Consider the following 23198-nt stretch of genomic DNA (forward strand, 5'->3'; position numbering starts at 1 on the left):
GATTGTGATTTATAAGCGGGGTGGGCTACTTTTTAGATGAAATCGTACGAATGCCCTTCGTTAATATATGGAGTATATTATCCTCATCAGCCATGTAACTCTGTTTAAGATGAGAAACTAACGGCCAAGCCTCTTGCTTTGACCAAGGAATTGCCTTTCCGTCCTTATCTTTTCTCGATGATTTATTGCCAAATATACGTTCAAATATTACTGGTGCAACTCCAGTTAATACTTCAAATCGGACCTTCTTATCTACTTCATCGGCCGGATTAATGGCTATGCTATCAGGGTACATTTCGTCGGCTTTGCTCTTTGGATAGGGCTGAAGATAAACTACCCTAATAATACCCGAAGCAACAATATGTTTTGCGCAATTATGGCACGGGAATGTTGTGCAAAATAGAGTCGCGCCTGCCGTTGATGCATGTGATCGCGAAGCATCAGTAATAGCATTCATTTCAGCATGCACTGCACGTCCGAACTCCCCAATATCAAGAACGAGCATGTCTTTCAGCCCATCAAGATTTAGCAAATGGTTGTCTTGCAGCTGCTTTTTGAACTTATTCGACGACCTCTTACTTATAAGCTTGTTGGACTCAAGATAACCGAGAGTTCTCAGAGCTGCATCCTTCGCCATCAATGCTTTCATTTCAGAGTTCGTGTCTTTCCCCAAAGCAACATCACGACCGTCTTGTCCAAGTTCTATAATATCATCGGTTTTATAAGTTCCGCCTCCATATTTTGGTACCTCATTTGCGCCTATTGATAGAACCATATGATCAGATCCAAATATCGCAGCTCCTACTTGTCTGGAGAGATCAAGAGATCTCAAACTTGCAGCATAGGCAATGTAAGCGCCATGTTCATCATTAGTAGGCGATACACTCGGATCCCCAAAATATGCTCGGAGAAATTTCCTGATTGTCTCGTTAATTGAGCCCCGCGAAGCTCCATTTATGATCACATCTGCTAATGGGAAAACATCTCTAACATTCTGACCTGATGAATTTCCAACTTCGTCTTCATCTCTTTTTATAAGCGCCTCAGCTTCAGAAAAATACTCCTTCCAAGAAATAGAGCTTTTGCTCTTGGCAATTTTTTCTGCGAGGAATTTTTTTCTCAAATCTATCGGGCAGTATGTAGACACTAAGACAAACCTATCGCCGTAAAGTTCTCTCAAAAAGACCACTTCTTCATGACGTTTAAGCTGCCTTACGATAAAAGCTCTAGACTGCTTCGTTTCATCACCACCTGACTCTTTTCGTTTTTCGACGATCTCACGCACTGCGAGTTCCGCCATTACGCTGTTACCCATCTCTGAGCGGAGTTCATTGCAAACATCCATCGCTGAACCGCAATAAGTTTCGAAACTTGATCTATCTATTTGCTCTTTTGTAAGGCGTTTTATGTCGTTTGCAGACAGTGTTTCAGTGATTCGAACGCACTCAGATTTGTAACCGTATAACCGCAGCTCATCTTCTAACGCGTCATTGACCGTTTCGATATCTGTACCGATCTTTGCGACCAAACCAACTACAAGCTCCGGTTTTAGCTTCGTTTTTACCTGCTGCTTCTTCGCCACTTTTTGCATTCACTTTTCCCACATTAAGTCCGCGACAACACCTCGTACTTTATGTACGCTTTAGCATCCACGGAGGGACACTATGACCAAGAGAGCAAAATCAGGCAATACTACTTTAAAAGGCGAAGTAAAAAGCACATCAAGCTCCCCTCTACCTTACAAGAGGTCCGTAATCAGCCAGCAAATGGAAGTCCGTGGATATGCCGTAGGTTTCTATTCAGCACAAAGAGTCAAAAGTCGCTCTTAATTACTTTTGGTTTTCATTGCTGGCTCATCTGATTTATGATGATAAATATTTTTATCCTCACCTAAACCTCTGAGCGGCCTGTGCCGTTCGGCGCAACGCTATTTTCAATCCCGACCCATTAAAGCCCCTTTGGGGCTTGATCGCTTCGCGATGCTAGCCTTGAGCCACGCACGGTGTGCGCGGTCCGAAACGCATTGCATTTCGGCAACTCCGCTATGAACATCCAAAGGGATGTTCCCTTAACGCTGCGTGCCCCGTGCTCGCTGCGCTGCGCGCGCCGCCCTTCGGCTGTGGGGACGATCCGTCCGCGACTCTGTCGCTGTCGCGCCCTTATGGCGGTGGCTATTCTCATAATCCCATCCACCCGGCCCGCCGGTCCGATAGAGTGGCGACCGTTCGCTACAGACACGGGGAGGTGCATGACCCTTGGCGTAGCGAGCAGGTGTGAGGGCTTGGATTTGCGTGCGGGGGACGTCCCGCGCCAGAGTGATCTGGCGGCGCTCGGTCAAACGGGAACCGCGTAGACTTAAGCGGGATGCGGGCGGGCTTATGCACCCGCACTGCGCCCTTTGATGTCTCGCCTCTGTGCGTTGTTGGTCGATGCGGACCCCGAGAGCCAAACATCCTGTTTCGCCGCGTCTGGCAATTCAGGTTAGGCCGGGGACCCCGCAAAGATGGACCGCGCGCAAAGGCGGCGGCATCAAGCCGATCACCTCGCGCGGGTGTCTTCCCGTCGTAAATAGGTGTGTCTTTTGCTCTATCCTTCGGCGGGTAGAGACCCGCGCCCTGTGTCACTTCCAAGGGAGTGCCGATCCCCGTCAGGCCAAGCCGTCTGACCGCACGATGGCGCTTGCCCGGACGGCTATTGAGATGAGGATGGTAAAGAGAAAAGCCCCGCGCGTGGCTCCGCAAGTAGGACTCGAACCTACGACCCATTGATTAACAGTCAATTGCTCTACCAACTGAGCTATTGCGGATCACCACGCGGGGTGGCGCGCTATATAACGCGCGCATCACACACCTCAAGCCGTTTTCTTCACCGATCCTCATCTTTGCGCAGAGGCGAAAAGGTGAGGGTGAGGCACGGGCAAAAAAAAGGGCGCCGAAGCGCCCGAAGGTATTAGGTGAATGGTGGGTGTCTCATAGGAGACAGGGGTGTGGTAAAGACACAGGGTTAATGAAGCGATAATAGGAGTCACTTTTGCTTAACCTGTTGGTTTTTGGTAGGGTGGGAGCATGAAAACGATCACAAGCTATGCGGAGTTCTGGCCCTATTATCTGCGCGAGCATGCGCGGCCAGCCACACGGGCCTGGCACTATGTCGGAACGGCGATTGCGATTGGCGTGTTGATCGCTGTGATTATGACGGGGCGTTGGGCGTTTTTGCCGTTGGTTTTGGTCGCAGGCTATTTCTTCGCCTGGGTGAGCCACGGGCTGATTGAAAAGAACAAGCCCGCCACCTTTACCTATCCGCTCTGGTCGCTCTTCTCGGATTTCCGCATGTTGTTTTGCGTATTGACCGGACAGATGGGCGCAGAGCTGCGCAAGGCAGGGGTCACGCCGGATCAGGTCGCGGAGTAGACGATTCGGCCAGCCTTGATCGTGTGACGCACGCGTCCGGTCATGCGCCGGTCATCAAACGGCGTGTTCTTAGACCGCGACAACAGCGCCTCTGAATCGAGCACCCACGGATCAGTTTCGCTAAAGATGACGAGATCGGCAGGCGCGCCGACACTGAGCCGTCCGCCCTTGAGGCCTAACAGGTCTGCGGGGTTGATGGTGACGGCGCGTAGGAACGCCATCAGGTCAAGCTCTTCCTCGGCGGCGAGTTTCAGGCCGACGGCGAGCAGAAGTTCGAGCCCGACCGCGCCAGGGGCGGCTTCGGCAAAAGGCAGGCGTTTGCGTCCGGCGCTCTGCGGATCGTGATCGGACACGATAATGTCGATCGTGCCGTCTTCGACGCCGCGCAGCAAGGCTTGGCGGTCGCGTTCCTCGCGCAGCGGCGGGTCGAGCTTGGCAAAGGTGCGGTAATCGCCAATGTCGAGTTCGTTGAGCGCGAGATGGTTGATCGAAACGGAAGCGGACACGTCAATGTCGCGGCCTTTGACGCGGCGCACACTATCGACGGTCTCCGCACTGGAAATCAGGTCGAGCAGCAGGCGACCGCCGGTTAACTCGGCCAGCGCCATGTCGCGCTCGGCCATAATGCGCTCGGAAATCGCTGGAGCGGCGGGCAGGCCAAGACGCGCGGAAACATCCGATTCGTGCGCGCAAGTGCCGTTCGACAGAGCGGGCGTGACTGGGCTGTTGCTGATCAGCGCGTTGAAGGTCGCTGAATAGGCCATCAAACGGCGCATGATTTGTGCGTCCTCGACCGGGTTCGGCCCGGACGCGAAGAACACGGCGCCCGCATCGGTCATCAGGCCAATTTCGGTCATGGTGCGCCCGTCGAGCCCTTTGGTCAGCGCGCCGGCGACATGAACGTCAACGTCGAGCGCTTCGCCCTTGCGTAGAATGAAGTCGACGAGCGACAAATCATCAATGATCGGTTCGGTCTGGGGTTGGACAACGATCTGCGTCACGCCGCCCGCCAGCGCAGCTTTCGCAGCCGTGGCGAGTGTTTCTCGGTTCTCTTGGCCGGGCTCTCCGGCTTTGACGCGCGCATCGATCAGCCCCGGCGCACAGGTCAGGCGGTGTCCGTCAATGACCTCGCCGCGCACGGGCGTGTCGCCGAGAGCGGCAATCCGCCCGTCCTCGATCAGCACATGGCCGACCTCGTCACGGCCACTTTCTGGATCCATGATGCGAATATCGGTGAGGGTTAGGGCGCTCATCGGATGCCCTCTGATAAGGCATGAAGGACCGCCATGCGGATCGCGACTCCGGCAGCGACTTGTTGCGTAATCAGCGACACGTCCGGATCGTCAGCGATGTTGGAGCTAATCTCGACGCCGCGGTTCATCGGGCCAGGATGCATGACGAGCGCGCCGTCTTTCGCGTAAGTCAGCTTGGTTCTGTCGAGCCCATAATAGTGAAAATATTCGCGTTTTGATGGGACGAACGCCCCACTCATCCGTTCCATTTGAAGGCGCAACATCATGATCACGTCGCATCCGGCGAGGCCCGACTTCATGTCGTGAAACACATCAACGCCCCATTGATCCGCATCGGTCGGGATCAGCGTGGGGGGACCGACAAGCCGGACCTCAGCGCCCAGCATATTGAGCAGCTGCACATTGGACCGCGCCACGCGGGAGTGCAGAACATCGCCGCAGATTGCGATCCGGATGCCAGAGAAGTCACCGTCGAAAGCCTGACGCAGGGTAAGTGCATCCAGTAAAGCTTGGGTCGGATGGGCATGCATGCCGTCGCCTGCATTGATGACGGAGCAAGACACTTTCTGTGCCAGCAATGACGGTGCGCTCGAACAGCCATGTCGTACGACCAGCAAATCGGGGTTCATCGCGTTGAGAGTGGCCGCTGTGTCGAGCAGGGTCTCGCCCTTCTTTACGGAAGAGCTACCAATCTGCATTGAAATCACGTCCGCGCCGAGTCGTTTCCCGGCGAGCTCGAAGGATTTTTCTGTCCGTGTCGAATTCTCGAAGAAGAGATTGATCAGCGTTTTTCCAGCGAGAGCGTCGCGCGGTCCATGCTTCTGCACATTGAGATCAGAATAATGCGCGCCGAGCGCCAACAGATTTTCAATATCGGCACGGTTGAAATCGGAAATATCGAGGCAATGCCTCTTTGTGAATTCATATCCCTCGAATGGGGTCACAAGCGCTCCGGTGCAAAACTGTGCGGGCCTTAGAAAGGCAGGGCAGGCGAGTCAATCAAGCGCGCAACCTATCAAGCACACCTTGTAGAATATATCCGGCCGCTAATGCATCGACTTTTTCTGCGCGCTTGGACCGTCTGACATCAGCTTCGATCATGTCACGCGTGACGGCCGCCGTCGATAAGCGCTCATCCCAAAGAAAGATTGGAAGATCATCCAGACGCAGTAGGTTGTTACAAAAATCACGGACGGACTGGACGCGCGGTCCTTCAGAGCCGTTCATATTGAGCGGCAGACCGACGATCAGCGCGCTGCAGTCATTGACGTGGTAATGCTCAAGTAGCTGGGTGGCATCGGGCGTGAACTTCTTACGCTTGATGGTCAGCAGGGGAGTCGCAATCAGACGGGTCCGGTCGGAAATGGCCAGACCGAGTGTCTTCGTCCCCGGATCAAGGCCGAGCAGCGCACCAGAGGTCGCGGCAAGCGTGGAAAGATCGATAAAAGCCATGGGAGAGCGCCCTAGCCGGAGACCTGCATGGCGGCAAGCTGCTGCATCGCTGTGCCAATCAGTGTCAGAGCGAGCAAAATAGACAGCACGACGCGAACCCAAGTCTTTGGAAAGCGTCGCCAAAGCACAATCGTGCCGACCAACATCAGCGCGGCCTCGACCAGCGAAACCCAGCGTGCGTGTAAATTCCCCTCCCAGTAGGAGACCGGGCTGTAAAAGCGCCAATCGCTGATCGGCCAGAAATGGCGGTAAGCGTCATGGCCGTGAACGGGCGCATCAAGAGCAATGTGAAGCAGAGCCGCAGCGGCAAAGGCCAAAAGTAGGCCGCCCCATACTGTTCCTCGCTGCCACCAACCGATCAGTAGCAGCCCGGCATAGACCGGAACACTGTTGAACAGGGCGACCCATGTCTGCATCGGCTCTTCAAAATAATGCTGATCCCAGATCGCGCCCCAGTCTCGTCCGAGGCCCCAGCGTTGCCACGGGGCCCACAGGAAGATGATGGCGTCGGGGATGAGCGCTCCGGCCAAAACCCAGATATTTCGGGTGCGATTCTCGCGGTGCGACAGGGCGGCTAGAGCCACGATGACGTGTGTTGGCGTGTTCAAGGGGCTGATCGTCGCGAGCGGGTGGCGCCTGAGCGTGAGCCTGACTGGCCTATATTTGGCTTAGCCATTTCTGGGCTTAATGCCGTTATAATGCGCGCTGACATAGGCTCGATGGGCCTCGGCGTCGGCATCAATATCGCCAGTCGTTTCCAACACCTTGTCGAAAATCACGATTTTGTGCCGGGCATCAACGCCAAACAGATAGACCGGAACATTGGCGGCCTGCGCAATCCGCAAATAGCCCTTCCTATAACCGGGAACGCTGGACCGGGTTCCTTCGGGTGTAATGGCGATCCATAGCGTATCTTCTTCCGCAAAACGGTCCGCCATCTGTCCGGTTACATCATTCTTCGACTTCCGGGAGATGGGAATGCCGCCCATCTTCTTCCACAAGAGACCCAGAGGCCAGAAAAAGGCCTCCTTCTTCATCATGAAGTAGATCGGCATCCCATAGGCCAGCATGGCGCTGAGGGCGATGATCAGGTCCCAGTTGGATGTATGCGGCGCGGCGATAATGACGACCTTGGGCATGTCCGGCGGATCACCGAGAGTTTTCCAGCCCAGAATCGACAGGAGGTTACGCCCGATCCACCGGGTGAATCGGTTTCCGATCCGGTATTCCGGCTTGACCAGAGAGGTCGGGGCGAGATGTGGATATGGGTCCATAGGGTCGAGCCTAATGTGTCGCGATCGATAGTTCGCTTTCGGACCTCATTAAACGTCTGACAGGTTGGAGGTCGTCGGCGGGAACTGGTTTTCAGGATTTATACCGACCCAAGTAGCGTCAACATAGTCTTTGATCGCTTTCGCATCGACGTCGATGTCGCCCGTCAGCGGGAATTCCCGATCGAGCACGACATGTTTGTTCGGGCCGTCAAAGGCACAAATGAAGACGGGGACATTGGCGGCATAGGCGACCCGCAGGAAGCCAGTCTTATAGCGATCCACTCTACTACGTGTGCCTTCTGGCGGAAAACCGATGCAGATTCGGTCATTGTCTTTGAAAATGCGCGTAAGCTGCCGCACGGCATTGCTGCCCTTGCTTCGATCAACGGGATAGCCGCCAATCGCGCGAAACATCGGCCCCATTGGCCAGAAGAACCACTCTTTCTTGATCAGAAACGTGTATTTGAACCCGCTGGCCAGCATAGCGAGGGACGCGGCGATGGCGTCCCAATTGGATGTGTGGGGAACGCCAATGATGACGAATTTTGGTGCGTCGGGCATCCGGCCCTTCAGTTTCCAACCGATCAGCCTAAGGCCGAACGATCCAACCCAGCGGGTAAAGGCATTGCCCATACGCGGCGAATGCGGAGACATATGTGGGTTGTCGTATTTCATAAGGAAGTGCCCGATAGCGAGGCGTTTCGGATGTTTCAACGTATATGACGCGCACAATGCTTGCGAGCCGTCAGCCGCATTGGTAACGGGCGTCGTTTCAACCTTTGGAGAGCCCCGTGGCCGAACCAGAACATGGCGTCAGCCGTGACGATGTCAAAAAGATCGCCCGTCTTGCACGCCTGCACGTCGAAGATAGCCAATGCGGCGCTATCGCCGATGATTTGAACGGTATTCTCGCTTGGATCGAGCAACTCGGCGAAGTCAATGTCGAAGGCGTCGAGCCGATGACCTCTGCCGTCGATATGCGTGCGCCGATGCGGCCTGATATCGTCACAGCCGGTGGTATCCGCGATCAAATTCTCGCCAATGCGCCTAAAGCTGAGGATGGCTTCTTTGTCGTCCCACGTTCGGTGGAATAGACCATGACAGATCTCACCAAAATAACTCTCGCGGGGGCGCTTGACGGCCTGACAGCGGGCGACTTCTCCTCCGTTGAGCTGACTGACGCGCATATTGAGGCTTGCGAGGCGGCTAGTGGACTGAATGCCTTCATCACGCCGACCTTCGACCTAGCGCGAGATCAGGCGAAAGCGTCAGATGAGCGCCGGGCGTCCGGAACGGTTGGGAAGCTCGAAGGGGCGCCACTGGGCATGAAAGACCTTTTCTGCACGGAGGGCGTGAAGAGCACCGCAGCGTCAAAGATTCTCGGCGACTTCACTCCGACCTACGAATCCACGGTCAGCGCGAACATGAAAGCCGACGGGATGGTGATGTTGGGCAAGCTCAATCTCGACCAGTTTGCGATGGGCTCGGCCAACGAAACATCCTTCTACGGACCTGTGATCAACCCATGGCGTAATGGCGAAGATTTAGTGCCCGGCGGCTCGTCCGGTGGCTCGGCCTCAGCGGTTGCCGCGGGCTTATGCCTCGGTGCGACGGCCACGGATACGGGTGGCTCGATTCGCCAGCCCGCTAGCTTCACCGGCACTGTGGGGATCAAGCCGACCTATGGCCGTTGTTCACGCTACGGTATCGTGGCGTTTGCCAGTTCGCTGGATCAGGCTGGTCCGATTGCCAAAACAGTCGAAGACGCGGCGATCCTGCTAGAGTCGATGGCCGGTTACGATCCGAAAGATAGCACGTCGCTCAATGAGACTGTGCCGGATTGGCGTGGGGCTTGTGGTCAATCCGTCAAAGGTCTGCGCGTCGGTGTGCCGAAAGAATATACGATCGACGGTATGCCGTCCGAAATTGAAGCGCTCTGGCAACAAGGTGTCGATTGGATGCGCGATGCAGGCGCAGAGATTGTTGAAGTCTCTTTACCGCACACGAAATATGCGCTGCCCGTCTATTACGTCGTCGCGCCTGCGGAAGCGTCGTCGAATCTCGCGCGTTATGACGGCATGCGGTATGGTCTGCGGGTGGACGGTGAGAACCTTGCTGACACGTATGAGCGTACGCGCACAGAAGGTTTTGGCGACGAAGTTCGCCGCCGGATCATGATCGGCACCTATGTGCTGAGCGCGGGTTATTACGACGCCTATTATCTACGCGCGCAGAAGGTCCGCACCAAGATCGCCGACGATTTCCGCAATGCGTGGGACAGCTGTGACGTGTTGCTCACACCAACCGCGCCGTCCGCAGCCTTCCCGGTTGGACGCAAGATCAATGACCCGGTGCAAATGTATTTGAATGACGTGTTCACCGTGACGGCCAATCTCGCGGGTTTGCCCGGGATTTCTGTCCCCGCCGCCCTCGACGGCAATGGCCTTCCGCTCGGCTTGCAGGTGATCGGCAAAGCGCTGGATGAAAGCACGGTGTTTAAGGCTGCGGGTGCGTTGGAGAAGGCGGCTGGATTTACGGCGAAGCCAGAGAAGTGGTGGGCTTGATGGACCTCGGACACTTCAGTTTTCCTGAATTTATTACTCAGCTGCCATCTATCATCGCCGCTTTGGCGACTGTAGGCATCTTGGTCTTTTCACTGCATCAGTTCCGCGAAGCTCGGAGGGAAGCGAGGTCAAGGGAAACGTTCAACTATTTTACAAATATGTACGCAGACGACAAATTTTTGTCGTTCCGAGACTTTTTCAACTCCGTTTGCGAGAGCGCATCTGAAGAAGAACTGGCCGGATATGCAAGACGTAGCGCTTCGAACGAATACAAAGCTCTGCTATATATGCTGAACCACTATGAGACCGCGGCTCAAGGAATTCGCCAAGGTGCATTAGATGAGCGATTCTATCTGGCGCAGAACCGTTCAACTTTCATTCGGCATTGGAGAAATCTTGGACCATTCGTTTCCGAGCTAAGGATTATTGCTAGCAATCCAAAGATCGGGGAGGCTGCCGACGTGCTTCTTACTGAGATAACAAAATGACCTTCATTGCACCCCGCGTCGCGGACAAGAAAGACTGGTTATCCGGAGAGACGGGTGACTGGGAATTGATCATTGGGCTGGAAGTCCATGCGCAGGTGGCCAGCAAGGCCAAATTGTTCTCCGGCGCGCCGACCGAATTTGGCGCGGAGCCAAATACGCAGGTATCGCTCGTCGATGCTGGCCTGCCGGGTATGTTGCCGGTCGTGAACGAGTTTTGCGTTGAACAGGCCGTGCGCACAGGTTTGGGCCTGAATGCTCAGATCAATAAGTTCTCGCGCTTTGACCGGAAGAACTATTTCTATGTCGATCTGCCGCAAGGCTATCAGATCAGCCAGTTCGAGTTCCCGGTTGTCGGTGAAGGTGAGATTGAGATTACGCCCGAAGGTGGTGAGCCCGTAAGTGTCGGGATTGAGCGCCTTCATCTTGAGCAAGATGCGGGCAAGTCGATCCATGATCTGTCGCCGGATGAGACCTATGTCGATTTGAACCGCTCCGGCGTCGCGCTGATGGAAATTGTGTCCAAGCCGGACATGCGCTCTGCCGCTGAAGCTTCGGCCTATGTCGATGCGCTCCGCCAGATCGTGCGCGCGCTGGGAACGTGTGACGGCGATATGGAGAAGGGCAATCTGCGCGCCGATGTGAACGTGTCTGTGCGCCGTCCAGGCGGCGAGCTCGGCACGCGCTGCGAGATCAAAAACGTCAACTCGCTGCGCTTTATTCGCCAAGCGATCCATTACGAAGCGCGCCGTCATATCGAAATTCTTGAAGCGGGCGGCTCGATTGATCAGGAAACGCGGCTCTTTGATAATGTAAAAGGCGAAACACGGACAATGCGGTCCAAAGAAGACGCGCATGATTACCGTTACTTTCCGGACCCGGACTTATTACCGCTGGAGCTGACCGATGACTTCATCGCGAAGATCAAAGCGGACCTTCCGGAACTCCCCGAAGCCCGCAAAGCGCGCTTTGTCGAGCAGTATGGCGTGCCGGCCTATGATGCGGGCGTGCTGACCGCTGACAAAGCGACGGGCGACTATTTTGAAGCTGTGGCCACTGGCCGCGACGCCAAAATCGCCTCTAACTGGATGATGGGTGAGCTGTTCGGCGCGCTGAACAATGCTGAGACCGATTTGGCGGACAGCCCGATTAGCGCGGACGCGCTGGGCGGCTTGATCGACCGGATCGCGGACAAGACCATCTCGGGCAAGATTGCCAAAGATGTCTTTGGTAAAATGTTCGCGGGTGAGGGAACAGCCGACGAGATCATCGAACGCGACGGTCTCAAGCAGGTCACAGATATGGGTGCGATCGAGGGTTTCGTGGATGAGGTCATTGCCGCCAACCCAGATCAGGTCGAAAAAGCCAAACAGAACCCGAAACTGCTCGGCTTCTTCGTCGGTCAAGTGATGAAAAAGAGCCAAGGCAAGGCCAACCCGCAAGCCGTCAATGAGTTGCTGCGCCAGAAGCTGGGCCTTTAGGCAGGTCCAATGAAACTCCGTGAAGGTCCGGCTTTTGGCGCGCTGATCATCGGAATGGGTCTCGCCTTTCTGATGAACGGTAAGGGCTTTCCGCTTTGGCAGGCGCTCGGGGCTGGGCTGATTGTTGGCTTGGCTGATTACTTCTTCATCGTCCTCATCCAAGAGCGTTTCCGCAAATGAACTTTACGACCGATCCAACGCACACTGTGACCGATGCGATCTTGTCGCGCATCACTGTTCGTGACTTTCTCGATACGCCAGTGCCGGACGATACGCTCAAGACTCTTCTGGAAACTTCGTTGCGCAGCCCATCTGGGGGCAATCTTCAACCGTGGAATATCCATGTGATGCAGGGCGAGACGCTGGCCGAGTTCACACGGATCGCGACGGAACGCACGCTGCGCGGCGATCAGGAAGAGCCGACTTTTCGCGCCTATCCAAGTCCGCTCTGGGAACCGCATCGCTCTTGGCGCTACAAATTGGGCGAAGATATGTATGCGCGGCTCGGTATTCCGCGTGACGACAAGCCGGGTCGATTGCGCTGGTTTGCCGAAAATGCTCGCTTCTTCGGCGCGCCTGTTGGGCTGATTATTACAGGCGATACAAGGCTGGAGATGCCACAACACATGGATATTGGTATCCTGTTGCAATCGATCATGTTGTTAGCGCGCGAGCAAGGGTTGCATACGGCACCGCAGGGATGGTGGCGAAACTGGCCGTCCGTATGTCACGAAATGCTCGATATTGCTGAAGGACAGCATGTCATGGTGGGCATGGCGCTAGGCTATGCCAACCCCGACGCTCCCGTAAATACGCTCTATTCAGACCGTGCGTCGCTGTCCGATGTGGCAAAATTCTACAAATAGTCAGAAAATCCGATCTTTTTCGTAACTGAATGATGAACTGGCATACTTGGCCAGCGCTTGCTGTTTTTAAAGTATAGTATTCTTTATACTTGTATTTCGTTCAATTTTATCTTTGAATTAATGGGTATAAACGCGAAGTAACAAGACTAAACTCTGGTTAACGCTGAGTCTCTTTACCAGTTGTTAGTCTCGCCCCGCAAAAGTTCTCTCATACCGCAGACATCGGGACACACCGATGCTCGGCATGATCCGACCCGAAGGGTTGGGTGAATGGAAATTTTGGAGGGCGATATGGCCTACACAATGTTGGAAGTGAAAGAAGCGACTGATGCGGTCGTAGAGGCGGCGTGCAAGGACGATCTGTTCAAGCTCGGTTTAATCTACTCAACTGATGTCGAAGATCGCGGCCCAGATTATGTCGAAGCACATAAATGGTTCAGTCTTGCGGCGATGATGGGATCGGCTCCGGCCAAAGCCTATCGCGACGAAATCAAGTTTGAGATGAGCGCAGAAGATCTAACGCTGGCCCAAAGAGCCGCGCGGGGTTGGATGGTCGAGCATCGTGAAGTGATGGCCGCGTAATCAACAGATTCACCGCTTCGAGCGTGAGCGAGGGGCGGTAGGTGAATCTGTTGGCCTGGAGGGTGTGACCGCAAAGCGGTCAAATCCGGTCTAAGATAAAGTTATGTCGCGGCTTGTCTCTGCGACTTACGAAATGCGCTCTGCAGGCGCATGTGGTCCCAACGAGCTCTGGATGACGGTTTTTCCGCAGACCCGACTGGGCAGCCAAACTAAGGTGAGATCACCGTCGTCCCATTCCCGCCATCAGCGCCAAATTGGTAGCTGAGGTTGAAATCGACGGGCAGGGCGTTGCGGAAGTTTTGCATAAACTGACCCACCTCTGCGATCGTTGAGGACGGAACAAACACGATGTCGCCACGGCGCAATTGGATCGTGTCATTATACTCATGGATGTTCAGAAGCCCGCCGCGGATATTGACGGTGCGCAGCATCATGCCGCCATTCGGTGCGCGTCGTAATACGGCCACTTCGCGTCCCTTGGCTGTCGGTCGCATACCACCCGCCATTAAGATGGCTTCTAGTGCGCCGACGCGGTTGTTTAACGTATAGGTTCCAGGCTGGCCGACCTGACCCCCCACATAAATTTGTTCGGGTGCATAGGCACGCGGCGTCACGGATACGCGCGGATCGCGTAACTGTTTGCCCAACTCTGCCATCAGAGCAGTTTGTAGGTCTGCGAAGGTTCGACCGGCGGCCATGATCGGCTCACTCATCGGCATAACCACGCGGCCATCGGGGCCGACTGTAAGCGTGCGTGACAATTCAGGCGCGGACCCAACGACGATATCGAGTTGGTCGCCGGGAACGAGCAAATATTGCGGTTCCCAGTTAATCCATTGCTGAAATTGACCGAGCGGTCTGTGCGGCGTCTGATAGGCGACCGTCTTTTGCCCTCTCAAGCGATGGAAAATACTGTCATATTTCTTCGGAGGCTGTTGGCTTAAATCATAGCGTCCGGTGCTGACTTGGCCGCGCTGCGTGGCAGGCCCTTGCGAGGTTTGGTATGGGTGCGGAGCAACACCATATCGTCCCATGGTCGGAGATTGGGGTGTCTGTACGCGATAATTATGGGTTTGAGGCTGCACTGGGGCGGATTTTTGTTGCGTTGTATGCCCATATCGAGACTGAGCCTCGGCGTCATCGACGCTCGCGCCAACCAGCGCCAGACTGGCGAGTAAAGCCAGAGCGGTCGTCTTTTTCGATGTTGTTATCCACGCGGCCATAGCCATTCCGTTTGAGCGGTTCTGCAAGCTCTGTTTCTTAACAAGAATGGATAAGGAATTGTTAAATAGCCCAAGGCATTAACCACGTTAACGCCCCACCTCCGGGACGTGAGTCGAAGGTTGTCGAATGGGATTGTTCAAACGCAGCGACCGACGGAGCCGTAAATCGGCCCCTGAGCAGGTCAGCGGCGCGCAGCCCGCTTATGCGGCGCCTGTTCGCGCGGCCGATCTAACGGTCGGCGACTATGCGAACGGCATTCCGAACATCAAGCTTGGCTCGATGTTCGTGTCGTTTCTGCGTCAATTGCTATGGCTTATACCGTTACTCGTGATTGGCTGGGGTGTGGCATGGGTGATGACAGCCGATTTCAAGCGCACTTATACGGGTGAGGGCACGTTGCTGGTCCAGCTCGGCGATGAATATGTCTATCAGCCGATTGCTGGGAGCGACGCTCAGTCGAGCTTATTGCAAACGCCCGACACGATTGCTCTCAATGAAGTGGCGTTGATCAAAAACCCTGAAGTCATGGACCGGGTTATTCAATCGATCATTGATAGCCCCGGCGGGCTGATGGCGTTTGATGAGCGCATTGCCAAGAAAATGGCCGGCCATTCCGAAGGGTCGATGGATTACAAATTGGCCTATATGGAATTGCGCAAGACAATGGATAGTAGTTTCCATGTTGCGGCCCGGCCTCGGTCATCCATTATCGACCTGTCATTCAAACATGAAGATCCGCAACTCGCGGTCTCAACGCTCAATGACTTCATTGACGCCTATATGGACTATCGTCGCCAAGTCTTTGTCGATGGGGCCAGCGTGCTTGTGACTCAGCGCCGTGAGGATGCGGCAGGACAACTCAAGGCCAATGAGCAACGAATGGCGTCATTCTTGGCGCGCCATCAGATCTCAGACTTCGAGTCGGAACAGAAAGGCGCGAGCAAACGCACCGAAGATTTGCGTGCATCACTGAATACGCTCCGTGCCCGGATCGTTGAAACAGAGCGCTCGCTCGCCATTGTTGAAGATCAGCTCCGCCAAACGCCGGCCTCTATCGATCTCTATATTGATGATCGTGCGTCGAACCGGATCGCGCAGGCAGAACTCGAACTGAAACAATTGCTCGCTAAATATCTCCCCACCGCCGACCCGGTGCGTCAAAAACAACAAGAAATTGAACAGCTTAGGTCTTTACAACAGAGCAATGGCGGTCGGGCCACGGGTGGTCGTCGTGTCGGTGTAAATACAGTCCATCAGGATCTGACACGTTCGCGCAATACGTTGCAAGCCACAGCAGACAGCCTGCGTGAGCGTGAAATCACGATGCAGCGTCAGCTTGAAAGCGTTGATGGGAAGCTCCGTCGCATGACCTCACTCGGTCCGGCCTATAATGACCTGCTGCGCGAACAAGAGACGCTTAATACGCGATTGAAAACCTATCTGAACAAGGAACAAGAAGCGCTGATCAATCAACAGCAAGCTGAAGCGGCGGCTGAGAATGTGCGCGTCCTGTCGGCGGCAACCTATCCGATCAAAGGTCGCAACATGCGTCTGATGGCGTTTGCAGGCGCGGCACTTGCGTGGGCGTTCACCTTGTTCATGCTGGCGCTGTTCCGCGTCTTTTCTGATCCGCGTCTCTATGCAACGCCCGCCATGTCTGCTGCCGCAGAACCGATGCCGAGACAGGCTTACCATCCTTATGAGCCTAATCCAGAGCCCCACGGCCAAATGCAACTCAGTCCTCTCGATGCACGGTTGCAACGCTATGAGGCTGCGCCGCAGCCACGCCAAACCGCGACTGACCCCTACGCACCGCAGCCGTATCAGCCAGCGGCTCACTATCAACCTCCACAGCAGCACCATAAATGGGATCAGCATCCGCAGGCTTATCAGCAACCTCCCGCACAGAATCTCTTAGCCTATCCGGAGGCACCGCAGTCTGGATATGGGTATGATGGGCAAGACGAGACGTCAGACAATCCCTACTTGTCTAGGGGTCGCTCAGCGGGGTCGTTTCGCTAGCGCGCTTTAGAGCCGTAAAGGCGCGGGCTTAACCCGTCCCACCAGAAAATCTTCCCTAAGCCTTGGGCTAATCGTCCAAAATGGCCGATACGGGATGGGCGCTTAAGCAGACGATGCAGTAGGTAAAGTGGTCCGTGTATGAGGGTCTGCGCCCCACCAATCAGTGTCCATTTACCGATTTCGGGCCATCCGCGTAGACCGCGATCCGCCGCTTCGCGTGTGGGAGTCTGACCAAATGCGAAATGCCGACGCCAGAGATAGGACGGGGTCGCGCGATGCGGGGGCACATGTTCCCAGGCTTTAGTGTTGGCACACCAGCCGACTGTTCCCCCTTGGGCGATGATGTGGGCGAAGAACGCATCGTCTTCGCCGCCCACTTCGTTGAGGGCCGGATCAAAGATCGGTGAGGGGAGCGACACCCCTTTTAAGTCGACAAGGCAGCCACCCGTGCCGAGAGTCTCTTCGATGACGCGCGTGTCCCCTTCCACAACCCGTGAGAAGAGGGGTGAAAGCCAGCGTTCCAGCATCTCAGTTCCTGCCGGTAGCGCGGCTATAGCGGGGGCGAATGTGAGCGCAGTGCCGAGATCACGCGACGTTTTCAGTATCGGTTCAAGATAGGGCGGGACGACTTCCATATCATCGTCTAGAAACAGAACGTAGCGAGAGTGAACGCCTGACATTCCGACATTTCTTGCATTGGAAACACCGGGTTCTGGTGCAACCCGGTAGTCGACGGATCGACCCGTCTCAGCGGCGAATGTTTCGACTGCCTTGCGCGCCGTCTCCGCGACGTCATTGTCGGCAACTATAATTGCAGTGTCATCACGTTGGCCTAGATCCGCGTCGATGCTGTTGAGCAGGCGCGTCAGGTCCTTCGGTCTTTTGAACGTCGGAATGACGATGGTTATGAGAGGGGCGCTGAGGGTCATGATCGGACCTGTTCCAAAGCGTCGCGCACGGGCAAAACGTCGAGACCGGATTGTTCAATAGTGTTCAAAACCGTGGCGAGTTCCGAGGGTGTGCAGCCAAAATCAGAGGGGTTTTCGCGCACGTCATGACCAAACAGGATCAACCAGCGGCGGTCTTTCGCGGCAGTTTCGATCAGTGACAGGGTGGTGTCGATCTCACTGCTGTATAGTCGGGCCGAAGCCGTCAAGCGCAGGTCGAGCTGATCGTTCGCGGGCGCATGTATGCCTCTAAGGAGGTCGAATTCGGGAGCGAGCGTCCGTTTCACTGCCGGTGTCACCTCACCATAGGGGTAGGCAAAGGTTTTAGCTCTAGGTAGGCCAAGCCGTGCAAAAGCCTCGCGATTGAGGGCGATGTCGGCTGTTACAGCGTTTGCGCCGGAAACCAGTGCGTCAATATGCGAGAATGTATGATCGCCGATCTCATGACCGCGTGTGTGAGCGGAAATCATGTCCTCCTCGCTCATATGTAAGCCGAGATGGTTGGTGGTCCCGCACAGACCTATCGCCGCGTAAATCGTCGCTCGCCACCCCTTGGCTTCGACCATCGGCAATGCTGTCTCGAAGGCCGAAAGGGGACAGTCATCGAACGATAGGCTGACCATGCCTCGTGATAGTTGCGGGCGAACGGTGTCGCATGACAGATAGCGCGCGCTGCGTCGACGCAGCTTAGCGATCAAGTCAGTGCGTGGCTGGTAGGCGGCTGCACTCATTTCAGCGCCTCCGCATAGTGAGACGCACGCCACATCTTCAGCGCTAAAACCCGAAGCCGTGTCGGCAGCTGTTGCATCCGAACGAGCCACCGTAGCGGCGAACGAGCCAGGCTGTGCCCCGGCAAATGCCGCAGCTTTGTCGTTATGCGGTAAAGCGGCAAGGCTTGAGCGAGACCCGGATGGGCTTGCACGAAACGGCGATAATTCGCTCCGGATGTCGCGAAGCGAGACAAGAGGGTTTCCGTACTCTCAAGTCCAAGATGAACTGCTGGATTATCGATGTGGCGCAGGCGATGGCTTTGCGAGACGCGCGCCGCCCATTCACTATCTTCCCAACCCCAACCTTTAAATTCTGGATCGAATGGTTGCGCATCGAGCACGTTCTTGCGCACACAGAGGTTGGATGATGCTACATTTTGCGCGCCATTCCGTGCGCGGTCTTCAGCGCTGAGGCAATCGGAGCTGTGGGACAGAAGACGGTGCAAATCCGTGTCGCGGTCGTCAGAATGATCTTCAACCCCGAAACCACCAAATAGAATATCGCAATCATTATCCGCGATCTGGTCGAGATAGCGGCTTAAGAAATCTGGGTGGTCGATCCGCATATCAGCATCGAGAAACAGGACCCAATCGGCTTGGGCTTGTTGCTGTAAGGCGTTGCGTGTGGCGGATCGTCCACGGTTAGCAGACGCGGTTGTGAGATGAGTTGGCAGAGCCATCCCTTCCACGGTGGTCTGTGCGGTTCGGGTCAACGTCGCATCGCCCGTACCATCATCCATAATACAAATTTCGATGGCTTTCGGCGTAACGTCTTGGGCGTCAAGCGAGCGCAAAAGCCCTGACGGGTCGTCTCGATAGAAAGGGATTAGTATAGATAGGCGAGGGGTCATTCGGACATCTCGATGATCTGGTTTCTCTGTCTTATACCTTGGGCAAATCCTCGGATGATCGTTCGGCAATCAGCTGCATTCAGAACCCAGCAGGTCCCGAGATAGACGAGCGCTCCGACTGATGCTTTAATCACCAGGGTCAGGGGTCCAGGCGAAAGAGTATCCAGCGGTAAAGCTGTCACAACGGCGGCCATTGCGAAACAGGCCAGCGCGATCTCGAAGGTGGCTCTCAGTGGCCAAGGCAGCGGGTAATGACGACGGGCCAATAGCACCGCGAAGACAAAGGCAAGCCCGTAACCGGCAATGGTGGACCAGACTGCCCCCATCAAGCCGAACTTCGGAACCAGAATTATATTGAGCGCGATGTTGAGAACGACAGGCGGCACCATGACCCAGACAAAGTCGCGGGTCTTCCCAGACAACATAAAGGCGCGCTGGACGTAGTAGGTAATCAAGCCGTTGATCAATCCGGCAAAGGCGATGAACGGCATCACCGTAACGGCCTCATCACGGACGCTTTCGCCTAAGATGAACCCGGCATCCTTAGACACAAGCGCGATCCCCATTGCGGCCGGCATGGCGAGCCAGAGCAGGCTGGCGCCATAGTCGCGCATAATGTCGCGGGATCCGTCCTGTCCGGCTTTTTCAAACGCTGTGACAGCGACAGGCGTGACAGCCATTGAGAGCCAGATAAACAGAATCTCAAGGGACCGATTAGCGAGATTATAGCCCGCATTATAATGGCCCGCTGAGGCTTCACCCATAATGGCGGCGATGATATAAACATCCGAGGAATTCAGTGTGTAGCCTAGCAGCAGACTGATGCAGATCGGAAAGCCATAGGCCGCGTAACGTTTCGCCCGCGCAGTTTGAAACTGGCCCCGCTTTTGCCGCAGGAGCATAAAGGGCAGGTCAATCGCTAAAGCGATCAGCAGACCGATAATGATCCCGACATAAGGGCCGCTCTCACGCAGCGGTGTGAAGATAACGAGCGCAATACCAATACTAAAAGACAGAAGCATCTGGCTCGAATAGGTCAGGCTGTACCGCGTCACCCGGTGAGCCGCTTTGTGCGCTTCCATGCCGAGATTGAAGATGAGTTGTAGTCCGGCTGTGCCAAGCGCGAAGGCGAGCACGGTTTTAAGTTCGCTGGCGAGAGGCAGAAGATAGATAATGCCAAGAAAGAGCCCAACCGATAGCGCGCCGATGCCGCCACCGAGTAGATAGATAGTCCGGAGGTGAGACGGTACGTCGCCGTCCTTTTCTGCCCGCGCTTGGAAGCGTGCCATGGCGGCTTCGAGCCATGTAAACGCGCCCATATGCACAAATTGTAGGGTAATCATCGCAATCGCGTAGCGACCGAATTCCTCAGGGCTCAGCAAGCGTGTGAGCACCACAATCAACCCGAAACTGACCACAATATTGGCCAGATTCACGGGCAGGTAGGCCAGAAGCGACCGACCCATTTTCACCGGATTGTCTCCCGATCACCCAACATGACCGGGATCGTCTTGGCCATGATCAGCAGATCCCAGAAGATATTGGACCGTTCAATATATTCCACATCCAGCTGGACCCGGCGCTGCACATCATCTCCATTATGAAGCGGGCCGCGTGAGCCGTTGATTTGGGCCCAACCGGTCATGCCCGGTTTGACCTTGTGACGATGCGCATATTCTTCGACCAGTTCGATAGAGTCGCGTCCGGCCGTCTTCATGCCGACAGCATGTGGGCGAGGACCGACAAGGCTCATCTCACCGCGAATAACATTAACAAGCTGTGGCAGCTCATCGATCGAGGTTTTGCGAATGAACCGACCGAGGCGCGTGATGCGTGGATCGTTGGCTTCGGTTTGTCGTTCGGCTTTCACATCGCATTGATCGGTGCGCATAGTGCGAAACTTCAGCACATCGAAAATGCGGTTGTTAAACCCATGACGGGGCTGGCGGAACAAGACAGGCCCGGGACTATCGCGCTTGATCATAATAGCAATGATGCCTAGCGGAATGGCAAGGACGACTAGAGCGACCGAACCGATTACAATGTCAGTCATACGCTTCAGGGCCGTATGGCTACCGGATTTTGGATTGCCCGTAATGTCGTTGAGCGAGACCTCTGCGATTTCAGCGAGGCGTTGTTTGACGTGATCGAGATTTTCAAACGCATCGGCCACATACGCAATACGGTTGGGCAATAGCCGGACTTTTTCGACAAAATCTTTCTTCCGTGCGGCGGCGGCGCTTGGCAAGGTGACAACGATCCGGTTGACGTAGGGAAGGCCTTCCCACTGCAGCAGATCACCGATCTTGCCGACAACTGGGACCCCGTAAATATTAAGCGGTGCGCGCGCCAAACGTTCGTCGAAAATAGCGACGATGTTGAGTTCTTTGGTTTTGGCGTTTTCTTCGATAATCCGTCGCGCGCTATCGGTTGCGCCGAGCATGACAACGGTCGGGGCCAATCGTCCCTTGGCATGCAGACGCTGTAGTTGGCGCGAATAGAGCATGTGTAGAGCCAGCAATACGGCAATGGCGCAGAGCCCGGCTTGAGCCAGCGCATCGGGCAAGAAGCTGTCAGGGCGGATGATCAGGGCCGTTGACAGCCAGACCCCAAGGGCCGCGAGACCGGCAACGAATACGGTTTTAACATGTGCTCCTATCGTTTCGGTCGGCGGGAAGCGGTAAGCCCGCGCAAAGAACATCATGAAGATGAAGACGGCTGAGCCCAATATCGAAACGATGATCGGGGCCAGAATAGTCTTCTCATTCACACCGACATACCCTTGCCAAATACCCAGCGCGATCACACCGAGCACGGCGGCAATATCCACGGCCTGCATCCCGAAGCGCACCGCATTCATATTCGTCTGGCGCGTTGGCACGACCAGATCATCAATCGTCCGACGCTTTCGCCGCCTATCCACAGCCGGCGCGGCACCGTCCGGTCCGGGTCTCGCGACCCGGCGTTCATCTTCGCGTCTTGCTCGGGTCTGCGCGGTTGTGTCCGCAGTCTCGGTCCGAACTGTCTTCAGGTTTTCAGCCATCTATTCCACCATTTCTATGCGGGCCCAATACAGGCGGCACGGAAACATCCGGTAAACAGCTTGACGAATCTGCAGTTCGGCTTTGTTTGTGTGGAAACAGACGGTCGAGTGAGCAAACAAGGCAGCCTCGCTCTATCTGTAATTGGCTGAATTCTGGGCAGACAAATGCTTGCGGGGGCGGGTGCGCATCGTTAGACGCGCCGACGGAGACGTGGCCGAGTGGTCGAAGGCGCTCCCCTGCTAAGGGAGTATGGGTCAAAAGCCCATCGAGGGTTCGAATCCCTTCGTCTCCGCCACTACCTTCTGGCAATCCATTGAAATTATTAAAGTTTCCCCGCTCGGGGTAGTTCCGGCCCTACCGCTGGCCCCTACCGCATGATTGGCGCTTTCGGGAACAACGGCGCTCAAGCCGACGACTTTTGCCCAATCTGTGCCCTTTTCACCGTGTCGCTAAACGCCCCCGGCTAAATCCATTTTAGAACCGGGAAAGCCGCTATTCCGCTATTCCCGCTATTCCGTTGATTTCCCTTTTTTCAGGACGCTGACCTCTATCTGGCTAAAGATGTCCTAGCCTTCGGTGGGCGGGCTCTGAACGCGGGGCATATCTCGTCGGCGCTTTTCGAGCCTTTTTGGCAAGGAAGGCTTTGGTAGGGCTAAGAGCTGAGTTATCGTTTCATCAGACATTTTGCTCTGAATGATTTTGCACGCTGCTCTGATATAATCAGCTAAGTCGGCAGTCGAAATGACAATCTCGTCAATCTCTTCTCGCCCGACTATTCGTTCCTTCAGGTAATATCGTTTGGCGGTATAGGCCTCGTCGCGAAGGATGAGAACTATTCTGTTTGTCGCGCTATGAAGCCTTACGTCGCTAATGCTGTGCGATAAGAAATTACGGTGCTCTCTCAACATATCAGCAGATTTCGTAACAAAAGAGATGTGGGGCAGCACGTCTGCGCGAATGCGACTGTAACCTT

General features: G+C 55.3%; 22 protein-coding genes and 2 tRNA genes. 10 read left to right on the forward strand and 14 right to left on the reverse strand.

Translation table 11 applies throughout. The features are described from left to right. Positions 1-25: 25 nt before the first annotated feature. Together QQL54_RS14875 and QQL54_RS14880 are read right to left on the reverse strand one after the other, a co-directional pair. Positions 26-1591 carry an anti-phage dCTP deaminase gene (locus QQL54_RS14875; RefSeq protein ID WP_284392252.1) on the reverse strand — a complete coding sequence of 522 codons (1566 nt, stop codon included), beginning with the start codon at positions 1589-1591 and terminating at the stop codon, positions 26-28. Positions 1592-2730: 1139 nt separating this feature from the next. Further along, positions 2731-2806 (reverse strand) — tRNA-Asn (locus QQL54_RS14880). Between the two features lie 259 nt (positions 2807-3065). Between QQL54_RS14880 and QQL54_RS14885 the strand changes: the two genes are divergently transcribed. After that, complete coding sequence (locus QQL54_RS14885; RefSeq protein WP_284392258.1) at positions 3066-3410, forward strand: Mpo1-like protein; 345 nt, start codon at positions 3066-3068, stop codon at positions 3408-3410. Here QQL54_RS14885 and pyrC read toward each other — a convergent pair. The 6 genes from pyrC to QQL54_RS14915 are packed head-to-tail and all read right to left on the reverse strand — an operon-like array spanning position 3395 to position 8064. Next, entirely contained in the window at positions 3395-4663 is a 1269-nt protein-coding gene (gene pyrC, locus QQL54_RS14890; RefSeq protein ID WP_284392260.1) for a dihydroorotase, read from the reverse strand. The genes QQL54_RS14885 and pyrC overlap by 16 nt on opposite strands. Continuing rightward, complete coding sequence (locus QQL54_RS14895) at positions 4660-5607, reverse strand: aspartate carbamoyltransferase catalytic subunit (RefSeq protein ID WP_284392262.1); 948 nt, start codon at positions 5605-5607, stop codon at positions 4660-4662. Before QQL54_RS14895 ends, pyrC begins: the two co-directional genes overlap by 4 nt. Positions 5608-5662: 55 nt before the next feature. After that, a complete protein-coding gene (gene ruvX, locus QQL54_RS14900) occupies positions 5663-6115 on the reverse strand; it encodes a Holliday junction resolvase RuvX (RefSeq protein ID WP_284392263.1) in 453 nt (150 codons plus the stop codon). Between the two features lie 11 nt (positions 6116-6126). Further along, positions 6127-6723: a hypothetical protein gene (locus tag QQL54_RS14905; protein WP_284392264.1), complete on the reverse strand. Its 597-nt coding sequence runs from the start codon at positions 6721-6723 to the stop codon at positions 6127-6129. 60 nt (positions 6724-6783) lie between these two features. Next, positions 6784-7389, reverse strand: coding sequence for a 1-acyl-sn-glycerol-3-phosphate acyltransferase (locus QQL54_RS14910; protein WP_284392265.1), 606 nt, complete (start codon positions 7387-7389; stop codon positions 6784-6786). 48 nt (positions 7390-7437) lie between these two features. Then, complete coding sequence (locus QQL54_RS14915; RefSeq protein ID WP_284392267.1) at positions 7438-8064, reverse strand: 1-acyl-sn-glycerol-3-phosphate acyltransferase; 627 nt, start codon at positions 8062-8064, stop codon at positions 7438-7440. Positions 8065-8180: 116 nt separating this feature from the next. Between QQL54_RS14915 and gatC the strand changes: the two genes are divergently transcribed. The 7 genes from gatC to QQL54_RS14950 all read left to right on the forward strand — a co-directional run bounded on the left by gatC (position 8181) and on the right by QQL54_RS14950 (position 13367). Continuing rightward, complete coding sequence (gene gatC / locus QQL54_RS14920) at positions 8181-8483, forward strand: Asp-tRNA(Asn)/Glu-tRNA(Gln) amidotransferase subunit GatC (protein ID WP_284392269.1); 303 nt, start codon at positions 8181-8183, stop codon at positions 8481-8483. 3 nt (positions 8484-8486) lie between these two features. Beyond that, entirely contained in the window at positions 8487-9953 is a 1467-nt protein-coding gene (gene gatA / locus QQL54_RS14925; RefSeq protein WP_284392271.1) for an Asp-tRNA(Asn)/Glu-tRNA(Gln) amidotransferase subunit GatA, read from the forward strand. After that, positions 9953-10441: a DUF4760 domain-containing protein gene (locus tag QQL54_RS14930; protein ID WP_284392274.1), complete on the forward strand. Its 489-nt coding sequence runs from the start codon at positions 9953-9955 to the stop codon at positions 10439-10441. Before gatA ends, QQL54_RS14930 begins: the two co-directional genes overlap by 1 nt. Then, positions 10438-11919 (forward strand): Asp-tRNA(Asn)/Glu-tRNA(Gln) amidotransferase subunit GatB, encoded by a 1482-nt coding sequence (gene gatB / locus QQL54_RS14935; RefSeq protein WP_284392276.1) that lies wholly within the window; start codon positions 10438-10440, stop codon positions 11917-11919. The genes QQL54_RS14930 and gatB overlap by 4 nt, the downstream gene beginning before the upstream one ends. A gap of 9 nt (positions 11920-11928) precedes the next feature. Continuing rightward, the gene (locus QQL54_RS14940) at positions 11929-12099 is read left to right on the forward strand and encodes a hypothetical protein (protein ID WP_284392277.1); all 171 of its coding nucleotides are present in this window, start codon (positions 11929-11931) and stop codon (positions 12097-12099) included. Beyond that, a complete protein-coding gene (locus tag QQL54_RS14945; RefSeq protein WP_284392279.1) occupies positions 12096-12785 on the forward strand; it encodes a nitroreductase in 690 nt (229 codons plus the stop codon). The genes QQL54_RS14940 and QQL54_RS14945 overlap by 4 nt, the downstream gene beginning before the upstream one ends. A 270-nt stretch (positions 12786-13055) precedes the next feature. Then, entirely contained in the window at positions 13056-13367 is a 312-nt protein-coding gene (locus QQL54_RS14950; RefSeq protein WP_284392281.1) for a hypothetical protein, read from the forward strand. A 209-nt stretch (positions 13368-13576) separates the two neighbouring features. Here the strand turns inward: QQL54_RS14950 and QQL54_RS14955 are convergent, their stop codons facing one another. Then, positions 13577-14590 (reverse strand): polysaccharide biosynthesis/export family protein, encoded by a 1014-nt coding sequence (locus tag QQL54_RS14955; protein ID WP_284392283.1) that lies wholly within the window; start codon positions 14588-14590, stop codon positions 13577-13579. Between the two features lie 127 nt (positions 14591-14717). Between QQL54_RS14955 and QQL54_RS14960 the strand changes: the two genes are divergently transcribed. Next, positions 14718-16613, forward strand: coding sequence for a hypothetical protein (locus tag QQL54_RS14960; RefSeq protein WP_284392285.1), 1896 nt, complete (start codon positions 14718-14720; stop codon positions 16611-16613). Here QQL54_RS14960 and QQL54_RS14965 read toward each other — a convergent pair. Genes QQL54_RS14965 through QQL54_RS14985 form a run of 5 tightly spaced genes read right to left on the reverse strand, consistent with a single transcriptional unit; the run spans position 16610 to position 22224 of the window. Beyond that, on the reverse strand, positions 16610-17542 hold the full coding sequence (locus QQL54_RS14965; protein ID WP_284392287.1) for a glycosyltransferase family 2 protein: 933 nt from the start codon (positions 17540-17542) through the stop codon (positions 16610-16612). The genes QQL54_RS14960 and QQL54_RS14965 overlap by 4 nt on opposite strands. Then, the gene (locus QQL54_RS14970) at positions 17539-18291 is read right to left on the reverse strand and encodes a polysaccharide deacetylase family protein (protein ID WP_284392289.1); all 753 of its coding nucleotides are present in this window, start codon (positions 18289-18291) and stop codon (positions 17539-17541) included. Before QQL54_RS14970 ends, QQL54_RS14965 begins: the two co-directional genes overlap by 4 nt. Beyond that, positions 18288-19181 (reverse strand): glycosyltransferase family 2 protein, encoded by an 894-nt coding sequence (locus tag QQL54_RS14975; RefSeq protein WP_284392292.1) that lies wholly within the window; start codon positions 19179-19181, stop codon positions 18288-18290. Before QQL54_RS14975 ends, QQL54_RS14970 begins: the two co-directional genes overlap by 4 nt. Further along, positions 19178-20647 (reverse strand): lipopolysaccharide biosynthesis protein, encoded by a 1470-nt coding sequence (locus QQL54_RS14980; RefSeq protein WP_284392294.1) that lies wholly within the window; start codon positions 20645-20647, stop codon positions 19178-19180. Before QQL54_RS14980 ends, QQL54_RS14975 begins: the two co-directional genes overlap by 4 nt. A 2-nt stretch (positions 20648-20649) precedes the next feature. Beyond that, a complete protein-coding gene (locus tag QQL54_RS14985) occupies positions 20650-22224 on the reverse strand; it encodes an exopolysaccharide biosynthesis polyprenyl glycosylphosphotransferase (RefSeq protein WP_284392296.1) in 1575 nt (524 codons plus the stop codon). A gap of 205 nt (positions 22225-22429) precedes the next feature. Here QQL54_RS14985 and QQL54_RS14990 point away from each other — a divergent pair. Further along, positions 22430-22520, forward strand: a tRNA-Ser gene (locus QQL54_RS14990). Positions 22521-23198 lie beyond the last annotated feature (678 nt).

The sequence above is a fragment of the Algimonas ampicilliniresistens genome, from assembly GCF_030159955.1.
Taxonomy (GTDB): domain Bacteria; phylum Pseudomonadota; class Alphaproteobacteria; order Caulobacterales; family Maricaulaceae; genus Litorimonas; species Litorimonas ampicilliniresistens.